Below are 18617 nucleotides of genomic sequence, written 5' to 3' on the forward strand. Positions count from 1 at the left end.
GAGACGCTAGTGATCAAGCTATATGGGGACAACGCGCCTTTCGTGACATTGCGCATCGCGCGTCCGCGTGTACAACCGTTTTCCGGGGATCGGGACGCCTCGAAACCGGCCTCAACCCTCGGGGTTCGGGACCGGAACCGGCCTCAGGAGGCCTTGAGACCGTGCCGGTAGGCCCGGGGTGAGCAGCCGTACGTCTGCCTGAAGACCCTGCTGAAGTAGGAGGAGTCGGCGAACCCCCACTGCGCGCCCACCTCGCCGACGGCCCTGCCGCCGAGCCGGGGGTCGGACAGGTCCTTCCTGCAACGTTCCAGACGGCGCTGCCTGATCCAGCGGGCGACCGAGACGCCCTGCCGGGCGAACAGCTTGTAGAGGTAGCTGGTGGAGATGTGGTGCGCCGAGGCCACCGACTCCGGTGACAGGTCCGGGTCGCCCAGGTTGTCGTCGATGTAGGCACGGATCCTGGGCATCAGGCCGTCACGGGGACCCTCGTTGGGACCGGCTTCGACGAAGCCGGCGGCGGTGTGCCGTACGGCGTCCTTCAACCGCTCGACGGTCGCGGAGTCCGCCGCCAGGTGTCCGGGCAGCCTGAGCACCAGCATCCCGGCGTCCTCGGCGGAGACGTACGTCACCGACATCGTCTCGCCCATCAGGAACCGACGCCCCTGTCCGTCTCGCCGATGTGTCCGCCGGTCGTCACCCCACGAGTCACACGGACCTCCTCAACACTGGGATTTCTCCCACATTAAGGAGGTGTTCACCTGCGGGAACAGGCACTAGGTACGGCCAGGCTGGTACTTTTCCCGGATTTCCTTACGGAAGTCCCCCGGCGTCACCCCGGCCTCCCGCTTGAAGAACCGGCCGAAGTAGGAGGCGTCGTCGAAGGCGAGCGCGCGGGCGATCTGCGCGACCGACAGGTCGCTCTGCACCAGCAGTCGCTTGGCCTCAAGCGTGAGTGCGTCCCTGATCACCTCACCCGGACTGCGTCCCGTCGCCTCCTTGACCGTCTCCGCCAGGTGCCCCGAGGTGACGCCGAGCCGTTCCGCGTAGGCCCGGACGGAACGGACGTCGATCACGTGCTTGGCGACCAGCCGGGTGAAGGCCCGCGCCAGTATCGAGGAGCGCGTGACGGCCCCTCCGCCGTTGCCCGCCTCAAGCAGACGTCCGCTGGTGACCAGCAGGATCTGCAGGTACGACTGGAGCATCGAGGCGAACCCGGCGCCCCGCCCCCGGTACTCCTCGCACATCAGCCCCAGCAACCGCGCCATGCCCTCCGCCTCCACGCCGGAAAGGCGCAGTTCGGCACGTTCGCTGAGACCGTGGAAGAAGGGCGGCTCCTCCTGCCACAGCAGGAACTCCTCGGTGAACAGCACCAGCGTGCCCTGCATGGGCACCTCGTACGTCCAGTGGTGGACCTGGCCCGGCGCGATGAAGTACATCGTGTCGGGCCGGATCGGGGACGACCTGAAGTCGACGGTGTGGGTGCCGCTTCCCGCGCTCACGTAGAGGATCTCGTAGAACACGTGACGGTGCGGGAAGGCGGCCCGCGACCACGACCCCATCTCGTCGAAGGTACCGACGGCGAAGGGCGAGAGCCCCATCGGTACCGGCACCTCGATCTCATGCATCGGCAACATCCGGCTCACCCCCTCTGCGTGTGGAACCCGGCCCTAGGACGTGGCGAGATTGATTCCGGGCTCGTCGATGGGCTTGAGGCCGTACCCGTCGAGGATCCTGTCGAGCGTGCCGTCCGCCTTGAGCTCCTTCAGCGCGGCCAGCAGGGCGTCGGCGAAGGCCTTGTCCTTCTTCGCGACGAACATGCCGACGTAGGTCGGCGCGAAGCCCTCGGCCACGATCGCCACCGGCGAGCCCTGGCTGATGGCGTACTTGGCGGTCTCGGCGACCAGCACCTCCACGTCCACCCGGCCCGAGCGCAGCGCCAGGTCGGCGTCCTGGGCCGTGGGGAACTCGACCGCCTCCGCGGCGGGCCTGCCACCGTCGGCGCACTTCTTCGAGGCGTCCTTGACCACCTGCACGTCGGTCGTGCCGCGGATCGCGGCGACCTTCTTGCCGCAGACGTCGTCGAGTGACTTGATCGTCGCCGCCTTGTCCTTGCTGGTCACCAGGACCTGCGAGGACTGCATGTAGTCGACGAAGTAGCCGATCTGCTGGCGTTCGAGCGTGTCGGAGATGCCGTCGTCGGCCATGTCGTACCGCCCGCCCGCGACGCCCGGCAGCAGCGCCTCCCAGGCCACGTTCTGGATCTTGTACTCCAGGCCGAGCTTGGCGGCGACCGCCTTGCCGACCTCCGGGGTGATGCCCCCGGTGATGTTGTTGGCCGAGTCGGTCAGCAGGTAGGGCAGGTTCGGCAGGGTCGTGCCGACGTTGATGACCCCCGCCTGCTTGATCCGGTCGGGCACCAGCGCCGCCGCGCCGGACGCCGCCGGGGCCTCCGACGCTCCCGGGGCGGGCGCGGCCGAGGACGGGGACGCCTCCGGCGTCGAGGTGCCGCACCCGGCGAGTACGGCCACGGCCGCGATCAGGACACAACCACGGGTGATGACTGACATGTCACTCCTTGCTCTGCGAACTCATGCCGGGCTGTGCTTCGCAGCCCGTGGGGGGGTGGCTCGGGGACCTTGCTTCGGGCGCCTCGGGCTCCGGGCTCTTGGGACCCGGGGCTCGGCGTCGAGGGCTTCGAGGTGTCGCCGGCCCTTACAGGACGCGGGCCAGGAACGACGCCGTCCGCTCCGACGAGGGCGAACGCAGTACCTGCTGTGCCGGGCCCTGCTCCTCGACGACACCGCCGTGGAGGAACACCACGGTGTCCCCCACCTCCTGCGCGAACCCCACCTCGTGCGTGACGACGAGCATGGTCATGCCCTGACCGGCCAGGTCGCGCATGACGCCGAGGACCTCGCCGACCAGTTCGGGGTCGAGCGCGCTCGTCGGCTCGTCGAACAGCAGCACCGACGGGTCCATGGCCAGCGCGCGGGCGATCGCCACCCGCTGCTGCTGGCCGCCGGACAGCTGCGCCGGACGCTTGTCCGCGTGCGCCGCCAGCCCGACCCGCCCCAGCAGGTCACGTGCCCGCCTCGCGACCTCGTTGTGGTCGCGCCGCAGGACCGTCACCGGCCCGAGCATGACGTTCTCCAGCGCCGTGAGGTGCGCGAACAGGTTGAACTGCTGGAAGACCATGCCCATCTTGCGGCGCGTCATGGCCAGCCGCTTCGGCGACGACTCGACCAGCCTGCCGTCCTTCGGCTCGTAGCCGACCACTTCCCCGTCCACGGCGACCAGCCCGGCGTCCACGGTCTCCAGGTGGGCGATGCAGCGCAGCAACGTGCTCTTGCCGCCGCCCGACGGGCCGAGGAAGCAGACCACCTCACCGGGGGCCACGTCCAGGTCGATGCCCCGCAGAACCGGGGTCGCGCCGTACGACTTGCGCAGACCCCTGACACTCACCGCGCCCTTCACCGCAGCCCCCGCTCAAGGTAGTGCTGGCCGATCGAGGCCAGGCTGACCAGCGCCAGGTACCACAGGGAGGCGACCAGAAGCAGGGCGATGACCTGGTAGTTCTGGCCGTAGATCTGCTGGGCGCGGGTCAGCAGGTCACCGCCGCCGATGACCGAGACCATCGAGGTGCCCTTCAGGATGAGGATGAACTGGTTGCCGAGCGCGGGCAGGATCACCCGTACGGCCTGCGGCACCACGATCCGCCGCGACGCCTGTGCCGGGGTCATGCCGATCATGAGCGCGGCGTCCACCTGGCCACGCGGGACGGCCAGGAACCCGCCTCGGATGATCTCCGCCATGTACGCGGCCTCGTGCAGGGCCAGGCCGAACAGCGCCGCGACGAACGGGGTGATCAGCGTGTTGGCCTCGCCGTACCAGCCGAGTGAGGTGCCGGGAATCCCGATGCCGATCCTGGGGAACAGCAGCGCGAGGTTGAACCAGAAGACCAGCTGGACCAGCAGCGGCGTCCCACGGAAGAACCAGACGTACGCCGCGTAGGCCGCGCTGAGCACCGGGTTGTCGGACTGCCTCATCAGGGCCAGCAGCATCCCGAGGACCAGGCCGAACAACAGGGTCGAGACGGTGAGCAGCAGCGTCACCCCGACCCCGCTGAGGATCGGTTCCGCGAACAGATAGGATCCGATCACCGCCCAGTCAAGGTTCGGGCTGGTGACGACCGTCCAGCAAAGCCAGGCGGTCAGCGCGAGCAGTACCGCGCCGAGCCCCCATCGTGACCCCAGGCGCCGCCGCCGTGCGACGGGCATCTTCGAGAGTTCGTCGAGCACGCGACGACCGTAGAACCGCCCCCGACGCCAAAGCTTGACGCTGACTGCACTCTTGTGGGATCTCCCGATACAGATGCCATGTTCAGCTTGATCATCCCGGCTTGCGGCGTCGCGGGCGCCTGCCTGTCAGTCCTCCCGGCGACAGGAGAGCAGGTCCCCGGGCTGACACTCCAAGGTCTCGCAGATCTTGGTCAACGTGCTGAACCTGATCGCCCTGGCGCGGCCGTTCTTGAGGATGGACAGGTTCACGATGGTCACGCCGACGCGTTCCGACAACTCCGTGAGGGTCATCCCCCGCTCCGCGAGAAGGCGGTCGAGGTGTACGGCTATGCCGTGTTCTTCCAGGTCGGCGGGTGACATCAGACCAGGCCTTCGAGGTCCTCACGCATCCGGACGGCGTTCCTCATGACGCGGGTGAGCGTGATGAGACCCAGCCCGGTGAGAACGACCGCCGGTGAGATGTCAGGCAGCCGGAACGTGTAGGAGTAGCCGACGCTGAGCGTGCCGAGCAGCTGAGCGTTGGCGAGGTCCTGAACGGCGGGAGCCAGGACGGCACCGGCCAGCAGCCACCACCCCAGGGAACGAAGCCCTCGCGCCACATCGAGTGTGTAGACGCCCCGCCTGTCCGCGACGCGGACCATACGCCACACCATGACGAGCGCGCCGACGGCGAGCACGAAGCCGGGGAACGTGGTGAGCGCCTGCCAGATCATCTGCGCCCCGCTGGGGTCGCCCGTGCAGAACCGCGTTCCCGTCGCCATCGTCGACACACCCGAAGTGGCGCGGTCGACGAGAACCTCTCCCGCCTGCAGGCCCGGATCGACGGCGCACGCGGTCTCGCCGTCCAGCCCGAAGAGACTGCCTCTCCCGGAGGCGAGAAGCCCCAAGCCCACCACCGTGACGACGACGAACCACAACAGCCCAAGCGGCGCCGCGCTGGCCAAGGGCTCCAACGAAGGTTTCCTCTCGGACATCTCGCTCCCACTTATCGTTTTTCGATAACCAGGACGATAAGTTATCGAAAAACGATAAGTCAACCGGCCGTCCCGAGGCCACCTCGTGTGGTCGCCGAGGGTGTTCAGGGCTGGGTGGGGTTGGCCCTGGTTATCACCTCTTCGGCGGTCAGGGGGGCCTTGGGGTGGTGGGACAGGCAGAGGGGGACCAGGGTTTTGGCGAAGGCGGTTCCCTCGGCCGCCAGGTAGAACTGGCCCGTCGTCAGCCGGGAGACGTCGGTGACCGCGCCGCCCTTCGACCTGGCCATCTCCTTGGCCGCCTCGATCTGGGCCGGGGAGTTCAGCAGGCCGTAGAACTGGGTCGCGGCGTTGCCCGGAATCCAGTTGTGCAGCCCCTTGGGCGCCTGGGTGGCGAACACCAGGCCGAGGCCGTACTTGCGGGCCTGGGTGGCCAACGCCAGCGTGCTCCGCGTGCAGGCGGTCGTCCCGCCCGAGGGCGCGAAGGTCTGCGCCTCGTCCATCACGAACAGACCGCCGAGCGGACGGTCACCGGCCGGATTCCTCCTGATCCAGGCGAACAGCGCCATCTGCAGCTGGTTCACGAAGCTCTGCCGCTGTTCGTCCGACGGCAGGCCGACGAAGCTGATCACCGAGATCCGCGCCCGCTTCCCCGGGGGCGGGGTGAGCAGCACGCCGGGATCGACCGGCGTCCCCTCCCCGGCGAACAACGGGTCGTTGACCATGGCCGCCATCAACGTCTGCGCCAGCTCGGCCGCGACCTTCCCGGCGTTGGCGAGTTCGCTCACGCCGTACGGCAGCTCCGCGAGCAGGTCGACGAAGCCGGACATGCCCACTCCGCCCCCGCGCCCGTAGTGCACGAGGGCCTCCCTGAGCACGGCCAGCCCGACCTCGGTCTTCGCCGTCCTGGTGGTGAGCTTGGCGCGCGGCGCGAGCGAGGCCACGGCGGCGTCCACGGCGACACCGAACTCGTCCGGATCGGCCGCGACGCTCGCGAAGTCCGGCAGCGGCTGGAAGCTCAACGGCCGTCCCGCCTTCCGCCGTGGCGTCCAGACGACGACGTCGGTGGCCGCGAGGTACTCGGCCGCCTTCTCCGCGTCACCCGGCCCCCAGCCCTGCGGCGGTTCCGGCCAGCCGTCACCGAGTCGCGCGAGGTCGTTGTTGGGGTCGAGCACGATCGCGGAGACCCCTCGGAGCGCGCACTCCTCGACCAGCCTGCGGATGAGGACGGTCTTCCCCGACCCCGACCCGGCGAAGATCACGGTGTGCTTCCTGAGCGCCTCAAGCTCGACCGAGACGGGCCGGCCGCCGATGACGGTGTTGCCCAATGGCACGTACGGCGGTTGCTCCGCGATCTGTGGGGTCACGGACCGGGAGTCCACGGGCCTGACGGGCGCGAGGTTGGGGGACACGGGCTGAGGGGACACGGGCCTGACGGGTTCGGGGGTCACGGCGCCGGTGGGTGTGGGGGTGGGGATCGGTGCGGGCTCCGGCTCGGTCCTGGGGAACGGCTCCGCGACGCCGTTCGAACGCCCGGTTCCGGTCTCGGGGAGCGTGCCGCCCGAATGCTCGGGCTCTCCCTCGGGGAGGGTGTCCCCCAGGGCCTCGCGGAGCAGTTTCACGTCCCGTGCCGGACGCCGTACGGCCAGCCAGGCCCGCAGGTTCGGCGGGTTGTCCGCGTACAGCTGCCGCAGCACGGCCAGGACCCTGAGGTCCTCCTCGTCGACCGTGAGCACCCGGCCGCCCGCCTTCTCGAACTCGGCGACGGCGGCGATCGTCTTGGGACCCTGCGTCCAGGCCACGTTGCGCAGCACGAACAGCCGCCTGCGGGAGACCTCGGCGTTCAACCCGGCCGTGACGGAGGCGGCGCGCAGGCGGCTGAGGGCGGCGATGTGGTGCGTGGCGGCGATGGCCCGGAACGCCCAGTGCTCCTCGTCCTCGGTCTCCTCGTCCAGGGTGCGCCGCAGTCGCGCGTGGAGCGGGGGCTTGCTGCTGGGCGGCGGGTCCACACTGAACTGGGCCCCGGCCTCACCGAGTCCGTCGATCCAGGCCGAAAGCCCGGCCGCGAGCAGGGCGGGCATGACGGCGTCCTCAACGGTGGCGTTCAGGGCGTCGTCCGTGGGCGTCAGCTTCTTGAGATCGGCGAACCGGGCATCGAGCTCGGCGAAGGCGGAAGGCTGGATGATCATGGGCTTACGGTCAGTGGCCTGGTCGAGACGCTCAAGCTCCCTTACCTGCTGATCTGCCAGGCAGGCATTGATGTGGGCGTCGATCTTCGTCAGAAGTTGCCGGGGGGTGTACTCGCTGGCGCCCTCGAAGACGGTTGGCCGGATCGGCCAGGTCGGATACGGCGGCAAGAAGCCGATCTCCGCGAACCTGGAGGCGAACCGCTTCTCCACCAACTTCTGGGCGGCCTCGGCACTGGGCAGGGGCTTGAGGTTGGGCATCACGTTGAACCGGTCGCGTGCGGTGTCAACGGCGTATTTCTCGATGAGGGTCCAGGTCTGCTGCAGGCAGGAGACGGTTGTCAGGGTTCTGCGGGTGGCCTCGCGCAACGCCATCAGACCACCGGCCACCTGGTCGATCGTGATCAGGTCATGCCAGTCATGTGTCGCCTTATCATCGGTGGCGAGCGAGGAGCGAGTGACGAGCCCGTCGATCTGGTCGACGGCGATGACGGACGGTCCGGTCAGTGCGAGCAGGCGGGAGATGTCCTTGACCATCTCCTGCGGTGTCTTGGGGAATTGCCGGATGCCCCAGGCAGTGCGCCCGCTCCCGTCGAATTCCTCTTCCTTCAACGCGCGCAGGAATCCATCGCCGACATCCTGGGCGTCGTAGTCGGCTCCCGCGTACAGCACGAGGGCACGAAGAGTGTCCTTGGTGTCCTTGCCGACGTGGGGGTTGAGTGTGCGCACCCCGTTCACGAAGGCGTCGAGGCTTTCCCGCGTCACCGCGCGGTTCCCGATCACCTCACGGTGTACTCCACGAGGCATGTCGGTGAGTTCGGACAACCGCCGTAGCAAGATCTTGAGCTGGCTCTCCCCCTCAGCACCGTTTCGGGACAGTCCATCGAGGATGGCGGAAAGGGCGCTCTCCCAGAAGGCCTTCGCGTCCAGCAGCTCGATCAGGAAGAAGTAACCACCGTCCTGTTGGAGCCGTTCCCGAATCCAACCGAGCAGACGGGTCTTACCAGTACCCCGCTGCCCGCGCAGAACCAGGCCGATGGGATTGGTCGCGCCTCCGGTCACCACATCGTCGAGGCCGCTGAGGATGGCGCGCTCCACGGTCCGGTTCAGACCCTCGACGTGGAAAGCCGCCGGGCTCCACACGTCATCCGGCCCTTCGACGTAGTTACCCCTCAGCCTCTGGAGAACTTCGAGCTCCCGGCTGCTCACAACGCCTCGATCGCGATGAGGTGCTTCTCCTGCTCCCCGATGATCACCGCAGCCGCCCTGGCCTCCGGAGTGAGGGTTTTCCTGTTGCTCTCTGGCACGATGCTCACCTCAGGAATGTGAATCATCCCCTTGAGTGCGATGTCCACCTCCTCCCGCGTGGCATCTCCGAGCAACGGGCGCAGTCGTACCAGGTTGACCCAGTCACCAGGCTTCTCCACTAACTTCGCGTAGGCGGAGCGGATGCGTGCGGTGATGTCTCCGCTCTCGGCCTCTACCAACTCAGTGGTTTCGACCTCGGGGGCCGTTGGAGTCTCCTCCGAGAGGGGGAGTTCATTGAGTTGCAACCCTGTTCGTGCCAGAAGCCTGCGGGTCAGAGATACCAAAGCAAGGTTCATCGCCCCAGCCACACCCCGAGGCATGGGTATACCGTTCTCGAACTCCTTGGCAACCCTGGCCCAACCGTCATCGGTCAGAACGTGGCTAAAGGAACGGCCCTGCTTCCGGCTCTCGACAAGCTTGAGGTCGTTCAGCTTCCTACGTGCATCTCCAGTAAGAGTCACGCTGTACTGCTCGCCGAGGTAGGAGTTGGAGACTTCCTTCGCCTCCACCATCAAAATCACCAAAAAAGACACTTCAGAGAACGAAAGACCCGAATCAGACATATCTCTATCCTTCGTGCGTGGCGCGGTGGGTGTGGAGAAAGCGCTTCAGTTCTCGGAGTACGGACGGCATATCGGTCAAGACGCGCTCATTGGTAAAACGGATGACCGCGTAACCGTCCTCAATGAGGCGTTCGTCGCGCAGATGGTCCTTGGCGAGGCCTTCGGCACTGCGGTGTTCCCGGCCGTCGAGTTCGACGACGCAGCGTTCGGCCTGCCAGATCAGATCGACCTTGATGGGGTTGACCAGCGGATGCGGCTGGTAGGTCTGGTTCCAGGCGCGCCCCGCCGCCCAGGCGTGCGCACTGAGCGCCCGCTCCAGGGCCGCCTCGACGGAACTCCCCGGATGCGGACGCCCCGCCACGGCCGAAGACCCCGCCACCGAGGACGCCGAGGAACCAGCCACCGGCGAGCCCGGAGAACCGACCGCCGAGGACTCCACAGCCGAAGAAGCCGAAGGCCTTCCCATCAAGGGACCTGCCACCGAAGAAACCGAAGAGGCCGGAGGACCGCCCATCGATGAAGCCTCAGGAGACGAGGAACCGCGCGCGGTAAAGGCCGTAGAACCGTTCATGGAGGAACCGGCCAGCGGAGAAGCCGAAGAACCGGCCGCCGGGGAACTCGTCCCTGGTGAGGCGGGGCCGTACTCCTGGAGAGACGACAGCACCGGGACTCGGTCGACCGTGGTCAGGGCGGCTCCGGTGAGGCAGACGCCCAGGTGGCCGCGGTGGGTGAGCCATTCGGCCGCCGCCACCAGCGTCTCCTCCCGGGCGGGCGAGAGTCCCTCGGGGATCGTGGCCAGGACCACGGTGTGCGGGCGGCCGAAGCTCGCGGCGAACGCCATGGCCAGGCCCTCGGCCCGCGTCTCCGGCGGGACGGGCCGGTGGGGAAGGCGAAGGCTCCCGCCCGCCAGGGAGCGCGCGGCGAGGTCGGCCAGGAAGGCGGCGAGGTCGCGACGGCCCCGGACCTTCCGTCTGGCCAGTTCGCGTACGGCGGGCAGCGCGAGCCCGCCCGGCCCGGTGATGTCCGCGGCCTCGGGGAGCCAGGCGGGGTAGAGACCGGTGACGGCCTTCTCCAGCGCGTCGAGCACCTCGGCGACCGTCTCCCGTACGGCCGGGCCGCCGCCCATGGTGTGGGGAAACATCGCGGACGCCGTGGTGGTCGTGAAATCGGCCGAGGACGACGGGGCCGAGGTGACCTTCGTGGCGGCCGTGGGATCAGCCCGGCGAATCCAGACGACCCGCCGCGCCGGTGGCTCGTTCCACGATCGCACCATGTCGTTTCCTCCGGGCCGCGGAGTTTCAGCCCGATGGAGACCGGGTCTTTTCCGGATCTCCCGCCTGTCGTGGTCGTTCTCCGGGAAAACGGTGGACGCCCCGGGGAAACGGGCCTGGTGGTACGTCAACCCGCACGAGCGAAAGATCCAGGGAAAAGACCATAGGGGAATGCCTGGACCCGTGTATAGATTTCCCGAGAAATGCCCTTAAGGCGCTAGTTGGGACCGTACCGGACTCGGGGCGACGAGTCCGGTACGGCGTTCAGCACGCGCGCAGGAAACGGTCGAGAACCCTGGTGCCGAACTCCAGGGCATCGACCGGTACGCGTTCGTCCACCCCGTGGAACAGCGCGGTGAAGTCGAGATCGGGCGGCAGTTTCAGCGGTGAGAAACCGAAGTGCCGCACGCCGAGTCGCTGGAAGGACTTGGCGTCCGTGCCCGCCGACAGCATGTAGGGCAGGAGGCGGGCGCCCGGATCCTCCGCCGTGACGGCCGTGGCCATCGCCTCGACGAGCGCCCCGTCGAAGGTGGTCCGCACCGGGGGCAGGCTGTCCCACTCGCGGATGATGTCCGGGCCGAGGACCTCGGCGAGTTCGGCCTCGAAGGCCTTCTCCCGCCCGGGGAGCATCCGGCCGTCCACGGTCGCCCTGGCCACCGAGGGGACGACGTTGGCCTTGTATCCGGCCTCGAACATCGTGACGTTCGCGGTGTCCCTGAGGGTCGCGCCGATCATCCTGGACAGGTTCCCGAGGCGGGCGACGGCGGCCTCGGGGTCGTCGGGGTCGAAGGGGACGCCGGTCACCTCGGCGACGCCGGTGAGCAGCTCACGCACCGGGTCGGTGAGCACGAGCGGGAAGCGGTGCTGTTCGAGGCGGGTGATCGCGGCGGCCAGTTTCGCCACCGCGTTGTCCCTGTGCAGCATCGACCCGTGCCCCGCCGTACCCCTGGCTGTCAGCCGCAGCCACATGACGCCCTTCTCCGCCGTCTCGACGAGGTAGGCGCGCACGTCGTCGGCGAGGGTGACCGAGAAGCCGCCGACCTCGCTGATCGCCTCGGTCGCGCCCTCGAACAGCTCGGGGCGGTTGTCGACCAGCCAGCGGGCGCCGTAGAAGCCGCCGGCCTCCTCGTCGGCGAGGAAGGCGAAGATCAGGTCCCGGGGCGGGACGACGCCGTCGCGTTTGAAGGAGCGCGCGACGGCCAGCGTCATGGCCACCATGTCCTTCATGTCGACCGCGCCGCGTCCCCACACGTAGCCGTCGCGCACCTCCCCGGAGAACGGGTGCACCGACCATTCGGCCGGGTCTGCGGGCACGACGTCGAGGTGGCCGTGGATCAGCAGCGCGCCCCGCGCCGGGTCGGCCCCCGGCAGCCTGGCGATGACGTTCCCCCTGCCCCGGGCGCCGGACTCGACGTAGGTGGTCTCGTAACCGACCTCGGACAGTTTGGCCGCGACGTACTCGGCCGCCGCCCGTTCGGTGCCCGGCGCCGTGGGGTCGCCGGTGTTGGTGGTGTCGATCGCGATGAGTTCACTGGCCAGGGTCACGACCTCGGCGACGGCCGCCTCGACGCTCATGCGACGGGGACGACGGGGATATGGCCGGGGACGCGCACGGCGAGGAACGTCGTCGTACGGCGGAACCTGAACCCGAGCGACTCGTAGAGGCGGATCGCGTTCGTGTTGCTCGCCGCGGCGTGCATGAACGGCGTCTCGCCCCGGCCGCGGATGCCGTGGGCCACGGCGAGCACGAGCCGGGTCGCCAGCCCCTGCCCCCGGAAGGCCTCGTCGGTGCAGACGGCGCTGATCTCCGTCCAGCCCGGTGGGTGCAGCCGTTCGCCCGCCATCGCGACCAGCGCGCCGTTCCTGCGGACGCCGAGGTAGGTTCCCATCTCGATGGTCCGGGGCAGGAACGGCCCCGGCCTGGTCCGTTCGACGAGTTCGAGCATCTCCGGCACGTCCTTCCTCTCCAGGCGGACCGCCTCCTCGTACGGCGCGGCGCGCACCCCGTCGTCGACCAGCTGGACACCGGCCAGCCGCATCACGACCTCCCACCCGTCGGGTGGTGGGGTTCGTACCCCGTTGAGGGGGACCACCTCACCGGGGCCGACCAGCGTGGCGATGTCCTCCCAGTCGGTGGCGTCGGGCTCCTCGGGGAGCGCGGTGAACGTGGCGACGTCGGCCGGGTAGCGCAGCACGTTGCCGCGCCGTTCGGCGAAGTGGGCGTGCGGTCCGTTCAGGGACGACCTGGCGGGGGCGTCCAGGGGATGCGGCTCACCGGCCGCGTCCCACCCCGAAGGCGCGTTCGACATCCGGCCCTCCATAACCCTTTATTCCTACTTGAATAGAAGGGTTAATTGTCTCCCGTCCGGCGTTATTCCCCTACTCCCGAGGCCGGCGGAACCGCTCCAGGACCGGCGAACCGCTCCAGGGACCGGCCGAACTACTCCCGAGGCCAGCGGAACACGACCGGCCGCCGGGCCCGGGGTTCGCGCGAGGGATTTTCCGGCCGGTCGGCGTACACGTGCCAGCGCTCGACCGACCTCAGGATGTCCAGGCCGATCCGCTCCAGGAGCGCCCCTCCCCTGACCAGCCGCCGTCCGACGGGCCCGTCGAAACCGACCGCCTCCGCCGCCGCCATCGCGGCCCGTCCCGCCTCAAGTGTCTGGCCCGCGCTGATCACGATCGAGTGGTACCAGCTGTCGTCGTCGACCACGTAGACGTCACGACGCCGCCGCGGATCGCGCTCGCGCCGGATGAACCCGTGCTGGAGCAGGTAGTTCACGGCCACGGAGACGGAGGCCGGGCTGATCTTCAGCCTGCGGGTCAGTTCGGCGGCGGTGCGCCTGCCCTCCTCGGACATCATCAGGTCGAGGTGCACGCGCGCCATCATCCTCGGCAGCCCCGTCCTGACCGCCATCTCGATGATCTCCTCCTCCCTGGCGTCACCCGGCGACCCGGTCGCGCGCGGGGGCGCCGGGGTGCCGCGCCGCGCCCGCTGGACCGTCGCCAGGTGCGCCTCCTGGGGCCGGTAGTCGCCGGGGCCGCCGTTGCGGGCGATCTCCCGGCTGATCGTCGAGGTCGGCCGGTCGAGCCGCCGGGCGATCTCGGCGTAGGAGAGGCCGTCGGTGAGTCCGGTGGCGATGCGCCTGCGTTCCTGCTGGGTCAACCGTCCGCCTGGCATGCCGTCAGTATTGCCTTCGCCTCCATTCATTGCAACGATCGATTGCATTCGACCCCAGCGTCATTGCACCAATTTATCGCGATTTACCTGGGCAAATGCATTTCGAATGATTGACAGCCATTCCTGATGCAACGTAGCTTTCAAGATGTATCGAACACGTACTATCGCGAGGTGAGGAATGGCAATGGAACACACCGTCACAGCACTGCCGACCGCGCGTCAGTCCGGCTGTCCGTTCGACCCGCCCAAGGAGCTGACCGAGGCCCGCGCGCAGAGCCCCATCAGCCGTCTGACCTTCGCCGACGGGCACCAGGGCTGGCTGGTCACCGGCTACGACCTGGTCAGATCCATCCTGGCCGACCCGCGCTTCAGCTCCCGCAGGGAACTCATGCGCCACCACCCGCTGATCGACTACGGCGACGTCGAGACCCCTCCGGCGGCACCGGGCGAGTTCCTTCTCATGGACGAGCCCCTGCACGGCCGCTACCGCAAGCCGCTCGTCGGCAAGTTCACCGTACGGCGGATGCGGCAGCTCACCGAGCGCGTCGAACAGATCACCGCCGACCACCTGGACGCCATGGAGAAGGCCGGTCCTCCGACGGACCTGGTGACCGCGTTCGCCAAGCCCATCCCCGCCATGATGATCTGCGAACTCCTCGGCGTGCCGTACGAGGACCGGGGGTCCTTCCAGTCGCAGGTCGAGTCGCTCATCAGCGGGCAGGTCGGCGACGACGAGATGCTCACCGCCTACACCTCGGTCCAGCACTATCTCGCCGAACTGGTGACCGCCAAGCGCGCCGACCCCACCGACGACGTGCTCAGCGACCTCGTCGACGGCGACTTCACCGACGAGGAGCTCCGGGGGATCGGCTTCCTCCTACTGGCCGCCGGACTCGACACCACCGCCAACATGCTGGCTCTGGGCACCTTCGCGCTACTGCGCAACCCCGCGCAGCTGGCCGCGCTGCGCGCCGACCCCGCCCTCACCGACCGGGCCGTCGAGGAACTCCTGCGCTACCTGTCGGTCGCCAAGCAGTTCTACCGGGTCGCCCTTGAGGACGTGGAGGTCGGCGGCCACACCATCACGGCCGGAACCATGATCATCCTGGCCTACCACGCCGCCAACCGCGACCCCCAGCGCTTCGCCGACCCCCACCTGCTCGACCTGCGCCGCGACGACGGCGGCCACCTGGCCTTCGGTCACGGCATCCACCAGTGCCTGGGTCAGCAGCTCGCCCGCGTCGAGATGCGCGTCGCCTTCCCCGCGCTCGTCAACCGCTTCCCCACGCTCCGCCTGGCCGTACCGGCCGAGGAGGTCGGCCTGCGCCCGGAGGCCGCCGACATCCACGGGGTCACGAGCCTGCCGGTCACCTGGGACGTGTGATCACGACATGAACACGAAGGGCATGACCACCAGGAACACGTACACGATGAAGACCACCGCGTACAGCAGGCCCGCGAGAACGGGCCGCCGGTGCCACCAGGGCAGCTCCAGGCGCGGGTAACGGCTGATCACCTCGCGGAACGACAGGTCGTCGCGGTTCACGACGACGCCGTTCTGCTTCCAGACCCGAAGCAGCCCGTCGGGCCAGTCGCTCTGCCACAGCACCCGCGCGACGTCGTCGGCGTTCGTGCTGATGATGATCCAGGGTGTCGGTTTCGTGGCCATCGGGTTCATGACATTGACGTAGTGCACGTTGGTGATCGTGGAGCGGGAGAGCTGCCACCCTTTCCCGTTCCATCCCACGTACCGCAGCGTGTCGCCGTCAACGATCAGGCGCATCGTCCGCCCGCGCCGCAGCAGATACACGATGCCCCAGACGGCGGGCACGCCCAACAGGATCACGAACGCGGGCAGGGCGAGCAGCCCGAGGCCCTCACTGCCGTACGAACCGTTGACCATCCGTAGCAGCAGGAACACCAGCCCGATGAGCAGCAACGGGATCGACGCGGCCATGGCGACCAGCCATCCCGGCCGCTGAGGACGTAAGACCACAGCATCAGACCGGCCCGGGGAAACATCAGTCATGAAAGAAATCATCTGCCACCGCGGAATCCGCGTCCATCACAATGAACCAACCGACCGGCCCGCCGACTGTGAAAAGTATACGAGCGCGGGGCACCGCACACCCCCGAGCAGGGAAGTAGCCCCGACGACCGCGTCGAATCCGGTGAAAAGCAAACAGCACATGAACGCGACCGCATCCCGTTTCGGCCATGCCGATTCACCGGAATCCGCCACGGGTCCGAGAACCAAACGGATTTCAAATTTCTCCACACGGTGACCGTCCAGACCCACTGATCTTTAACTCGTGATGTCCGGTTCCGGTGGTACCCCCCGCTCATGCGGTACGCGCGAGGCGGCGGGCTGACCGCCACGCGACGCGTCAAGCGACATCGGACACCGTGTCCACCGGCACCCGGCGCCGCACCGCCTTCGTCGGCGGCCGGTGAGACCTGGCCATCTTCCTGGAGGCCAACGCCGCCGTTCCCGTCCCGACCGACAGACCCTGCGATCATCAGCCGACACGGGTTCCCTCCGGCGAACGGCCGGCCATGGGACCCCCTGGTACTCCCTGGAGGCGAGGGAGCACTCAGGGGCGACCGGCCCGCCTCCTGCGCCCTGTGGATCTTGTCCACCTCGGCCTGGAGGGGGCCGCGGTCGACCTGCGGGACTTCGAAGCTCATCACCACGTCGTCGGCGTTCGCCGCCAGCGCGGCGAGGTGCGCGGGAGCCTCACCCGCACATCAGGCGTATCGCCCCTCCCTTAACGGCCGCCAGTCGGGCGGCGGCGCGGTTCGCGCCTTCACACGTGGACAGGGCCTGCGCGGGTACGGCGATGCCGGTGAAAACCAGCACGACGGAGACCGCGACCGCGACGAGGCTGAGCAAGGGGGTGAACGATGTTTCACAACGCTCTCCCAAAAGGGCACGCGTAGAAACACCAGCGGTATTTGCGGGTTTCCGTAATCCGGGAGCGGAGGAAGGCGAACGGTCAGCAGTCGACGGTCACCTCACGGTCCACCCACATCTGGTCGACGCCCTTGTTCCCGAACACGGAGGCGAAGACGGTGCCCTGGTAGGTGCCGTCGACGCATGGCACGGTGCTGCTCGCGGAGTGGGACTTCTCGGGGCCGTTTCCCTCGCCGACCGCTTCGTCGTAGGGCGCGTCGTTCTGCGGGGAGAGCCAGACGAGCAGCCAGTCAACGGTGGCCGGAGCGGATTCGGAGCATCGCGCGCCGCCGTTGAAACGCACCTTGCCGTCCACCACGTGGGGATCCTCGAAGAACACCTCGCACCCGGGGTAGACCTCCGACACCTGGACCCCGCTCCCGGATTGGACGAGCCCGGAGGATGACGGGGCGGCGCTCGCCGTCCCACTCGGGGTGACGCTCACCAGGGCGGCGACGATCGCCCCGGCCACCATGGTGAATGTGCGGAGTCGGTTCATGAATTTCTCCAATCGGGGGGCATTGCGGAACAGCCCTGACGGCCCGGAGGAGAAATCCGAAACCTCAACTCGGCGGTTCTTTCCGGGCGCGGGTCGATCACGATTTCGATCGGGTGGCACGAAGCGCATCGGCCTGATTGGTCTACATGTCATCCCAGGACGGAGCGGAGATCAACGACTGATCGACGTATGTCTGACAGGCCGTGCCTGTCGATCCTGTTCACGCCTGTCAACGCGCTGAAATCATGAAGGCGTGGAGCTCCGCCAGCTTGAATACGCCATCGCGGTCGCCGAGGCACTGCACTTCGGAAAGGCCGCCGCCCGGATGCACGTCACCCAGCAATCGATCAGCGAGCAGATTCGCCGGCTGGAAAAGGAGATCGGTGCCCCGCTGTTCGTCCGCACCAGCCGCCGGGTCACCGTGACCGTGGTGGGTGAGGCGTTCCTGCCCGAGGCCCGCCGGACGGTGGCCGCCGCCCGCCACGCGCTCGACGCCGGACGTCGCGCCGCCGCCGGCCCGGCCGACGAACTTCGCATCGGTCACGCCGCGGACCTCGGCCTGCGCCTGTTCCAGCTCGTCATCCCCGCGCTACGCGCGCGTCTGCCCGAGGTACGGCCGGCGCCGTGCCCGATGACCACCGCCGACCAGCTCGCCGCGCTGGAGGACCGCCGCCTGGACATCGGCTTCTGCTGGAACACCGAAGCCCGGCCGGGGCTGGACTCGCTGCTGGTGGTCCGCGAACCGTTCGTCCTGGCCCTGGCCGCCACCCATCCCCTCGCCGCCGAGACCGCCATCGACCCCGTACGGCTCTCCCACCGGCCGATCATCGTGCACGAGCGGAACCTCAGCCCCTGGCTGTACGACCACATCATCGGCCACCTGCGCGACCACGGCACCGTGGTGACGATCCACCGGGAGATCTCCAGCCTGGACCGGCTGCTGCCACTGGTCCTCGCCGACGCGGCGATCGGGATCACGGTCGCGGCCTCCGCCGCGGCCCGGCCGTTCGCCGGCGTGGTGTACCGGCCCTTCACCGAACCGAGCCCGCTCGCCGACCAGCGCATCGTATGGCGGCGGGGCACCACCGATCCCGCCGTCCTGGCCTTCGTCCAGATCGTCCGTGAACTCCGGGAGGCCGGGGCGTTCGTCCCCGGTTACCCGGATCTGCGGAGCGGACCGCCGGACGGGCTCGACCCCCTCAGCGAAACCTCAGGATGAACGACCTCTGCCGAGCACGAATCATCCGCCGCTGTGGGCTCTCGGAACAACGGTCGCAGCGTGATCGCGAGTCGCGGGTGGGCATGCCGGTTGAGTTCCTGGCTGATGGTGACCGTGCGCCGGCTTCGGTCCGCTTCAGAGCCGTGACCCCAGGCTTTTCCGATCGCT

18 protein-coding genes are annotated in these 18617 nt (G+C 68.4%); 2 read left to right on the plus strand and 16 right to left on the minus strand.

Annotation, left to right across the window (positions count from 1 at the left end):
* Positions 1-143 precede the first annotated feature (143 nt).
* From ACIBVQ_RS25100 to ACIBVQ_RS25160, 13 genes are all read right to left on the minus strand, one after another.
* On the minus strand, positions 144-647 hold the full coding sequence (locus ACIBVQ_RS25100) for a helix-turn-helix domain-containing protein (RefSeq protein WP_399180319.1): 504 nt from the start codon (positions 645-647) through the stop codon (positions 144-146).
* Between the two features lie 126 nt (positions 648-773).
* Positions 774-1634 carry a helix-turn-helix domain-containing protein gene (locus tag ACIBVQ_RS25105; RefSeq protein WP_399180321.1) on the minus strand — a complete coding sequence of 287 codons (861 nt, stop codon included), beginning with the start codon at positions 1632-1634 and terminating at the stop codon, positions 774-776.
* A gap of 33 nt (positions 1635-1667) precedes the next feature.
* A complete protein-coding gene (locus ACIBVQ_RS25110; protein WP_362913484.1) occupies positions 1668-2567 on the minus strand; it encodes a transporter substrate-binding domain-containing protein in 900 nt (299 codons plus the stop codon).
* A 145-nt stretch (positions 2568-2712) separates the two neighbouring features.
* The gene (locus ACIBVQ_RS25115; protein ID WP_399180324.1) at positions 2713-3474 is read right to left on the minus strand and encodes an amino acid ABC transporter ATP-binding protein; all 762 of its coding nucleotides are present in this window, start codon (positions 3472-3474) and stop codon (positions 2713-2715) included.
* Complete coding sequence (locus ACIBVQ_RS25120; RefSeq protein ID WP_352014492.1) at positions 3471-4298, minus strand: amino acid ABC transporter permease; 828 nt, start codon at positions 4296-4298, stop codon at positions 3471-3473. The genes ACIBVQ_RS25115 and ACIBVQ_RS25120 overlap by 4 nt, the downstream gene beginning before the upstream one ends.
* A gap of 126 nt (positions 4299-4424) precedes the next feature.
* Positions 4425-4658 carry a helix-turn-helix domain-containing protein gene (locus tag ACIBVQ_RS25125; RefSeq protein ID WP_399180326.1) on the minus strand — a complete coding sequence of 78 codons (234 nt, stop codon included), beginning with the start codon at positions 4656-4658 and terminating at the stop codon, positions 4425-4427.
* Positions 4658-5251, minus strand: coding sequence for a DUF2975 domain-containing protein (locus ACIBVQ_RS25130; RefSeq protein WP_399180328.1), 594 nt, complete (start codon positions 5249-5251; stop codon positions 4658-4660). Before ACIBVQ_RS25130 ends, ACIBVQ_RS25125 begins: the two co-directional genes overlap by 1 nt.
* Positions 5252-5376: 125 nt before the next feature.
* Positions 5377-8664 carry an ATP-binding protein gene (locus ACIBVQ_RS25135; RefSeq protein WP_399180330.1) on the minus strand — a complete coding sequence of 1096 codons (3288 nt, stop codon included), beginning with the start codon at positions 8662-8664 and terminating at the stop codon, positions 5377-5379.
* Positions 8661-9326: a hypothetical protein gene (locus ACIBVQ_RS25140; protein WP_399180332.1), complete on the minus strand. Its 666-nt coding sequence runs from the start codon at positions 9324-9326 to the stop codon at positions 8661-8663. Before ACIBVQ_RS25140 ends, ACIBVQ_RS25135 begins: the two co-directional genes overlap by 4 nt.
* Positions 9327-9330: 4 nt before the next feature.
* Positions 9331-10599, minus strand: a complete 1269-nt coding sequence (locus tag ACIBVQ_RS25145) for a DUF559 domain-containing protein (RefSeq protein ID WP_399180334.1) — start codon at positions 10597-10599, stop codon at positions 9331-9333.
* Positions 10600-10861: 262 nt separating this feature from the next.
* A complete protein-coding gene (locus ACIBVQ_RS25150; RefSeq protein ID WP_399180336.1) occupies positions 10862-12172 on the minus strand; it encodes a M20/M25/M40 family metallo-hydrolase in 1311 nt (436 codons plus the stop codon).
* Positions 12169-12906, minus strand: a complete 738-nt coding sequence (locus ACIBVQ_RS25155; RefSeq protein WP_399180338.1) for a GNAT family N-acetyltransferase — start codon at positions 12904-12906, stop codon at positions 12169-12171. Before ACIBVQ_RS25155 ends, ACIBVQ_RS25150 begins: the two co-directional genes overlap by 4 nt.
* Positions 12907-13037: 131 nt before the next feature.
* Positions 13038-13778 carry a helix-turn-helix domain-containing protein gene (locus ACIBVQ_RS25160; RefSeq protein WP_399180340.1) on the minus strand — a complete coding sequence of 247 codons (741 nt, stop codon included), beginning with the start codon at positions 13776-13778 and terminating at the stop codon, positions 13038-13040.
* A gap of 184 nt (positions 13779-13962) precedes the next feature.
* On the opposite strand from ACIBVQ_RS25160, the gene ACIBVQ_RS25165 reads away from it, so the two are divergent.
* Complete coding sequence (locus ACIBVQ_RS25165) at positions 13963-15162, plus strand: cytochrome P450 (RefSeq protein ID WP_352014503.1); 1200 nt, start codon at positions 13963-13965, stop codon at positions 15160-15162.
* Here ACIBVQ_RS25165 and ACIBVQ_RS25170 read toward each other — a convergent pair whose 3' ends face one another.
* From ACIBVQ_RS25170 to ACIBVQ_RS25180, 3 genes are all read right to left on the minus strand, one after another.
* Positions 15163-15735 carry a hypothetical protein gene (locus tag ACIBVQ_RS25170; RefSeq protein WP_399180342.1) on the minus strand — a complete coding sequence of 191 codons (573 nt, stop codon included), beginning with the start codon at positions 15733-15735 and terminating at the stop codon, positions 15163-15165. It abuts the gene before it with no gap.
* A gap of 780 nt (positions 15736-16515) precedes the next feature.
* Complete coding sequence (locus ACIBVQ_RS25175) at positions 16516-16671, minus strand: hypothetical protein (protein WP_399180344.1); 156 nt, start codon at positions 16669-16671, stop codon at positions 16516-16518.
* A gap of 103 nt (positions 16672-16774) precedes the next feature.
* Entirely contained in the window at positions 16775-17230 is a 456-nt protein-coding gene (locus tag ACIBVQ_RS25180; protein WP_399180346.1) for a hypothetical protein, read from the minus strand.
* A 253-nt stretch (positions 17231-17483) separates the two neighbouring features.
* On the opposite strand from ACIBVQ_RS25180, the gene ACIBVQ_RS25185 reads away from it, so the two are divergent.
* On the plus strand, positions 17484-18449 hold the full coding sequence (locus ACIBVQ_RS25185) for a LysR family transcriptional regulator (RefSeq protein WP_399180348.1): 966 nt from the start codon (positions 17484-17486) through the stop codon (positions 18447-18449).
* Positions 18450-18617: the final 168 nt, after the last annotated feature.

Source organism: Streptosporangium sp. NPDC049376 (assembly GCF_044466505.1).
GTDB lineage: Bacteria > Actinomycetota > Actinomycetes > Streptosporangiales > Streptosporangiaceae > Streptosporangium.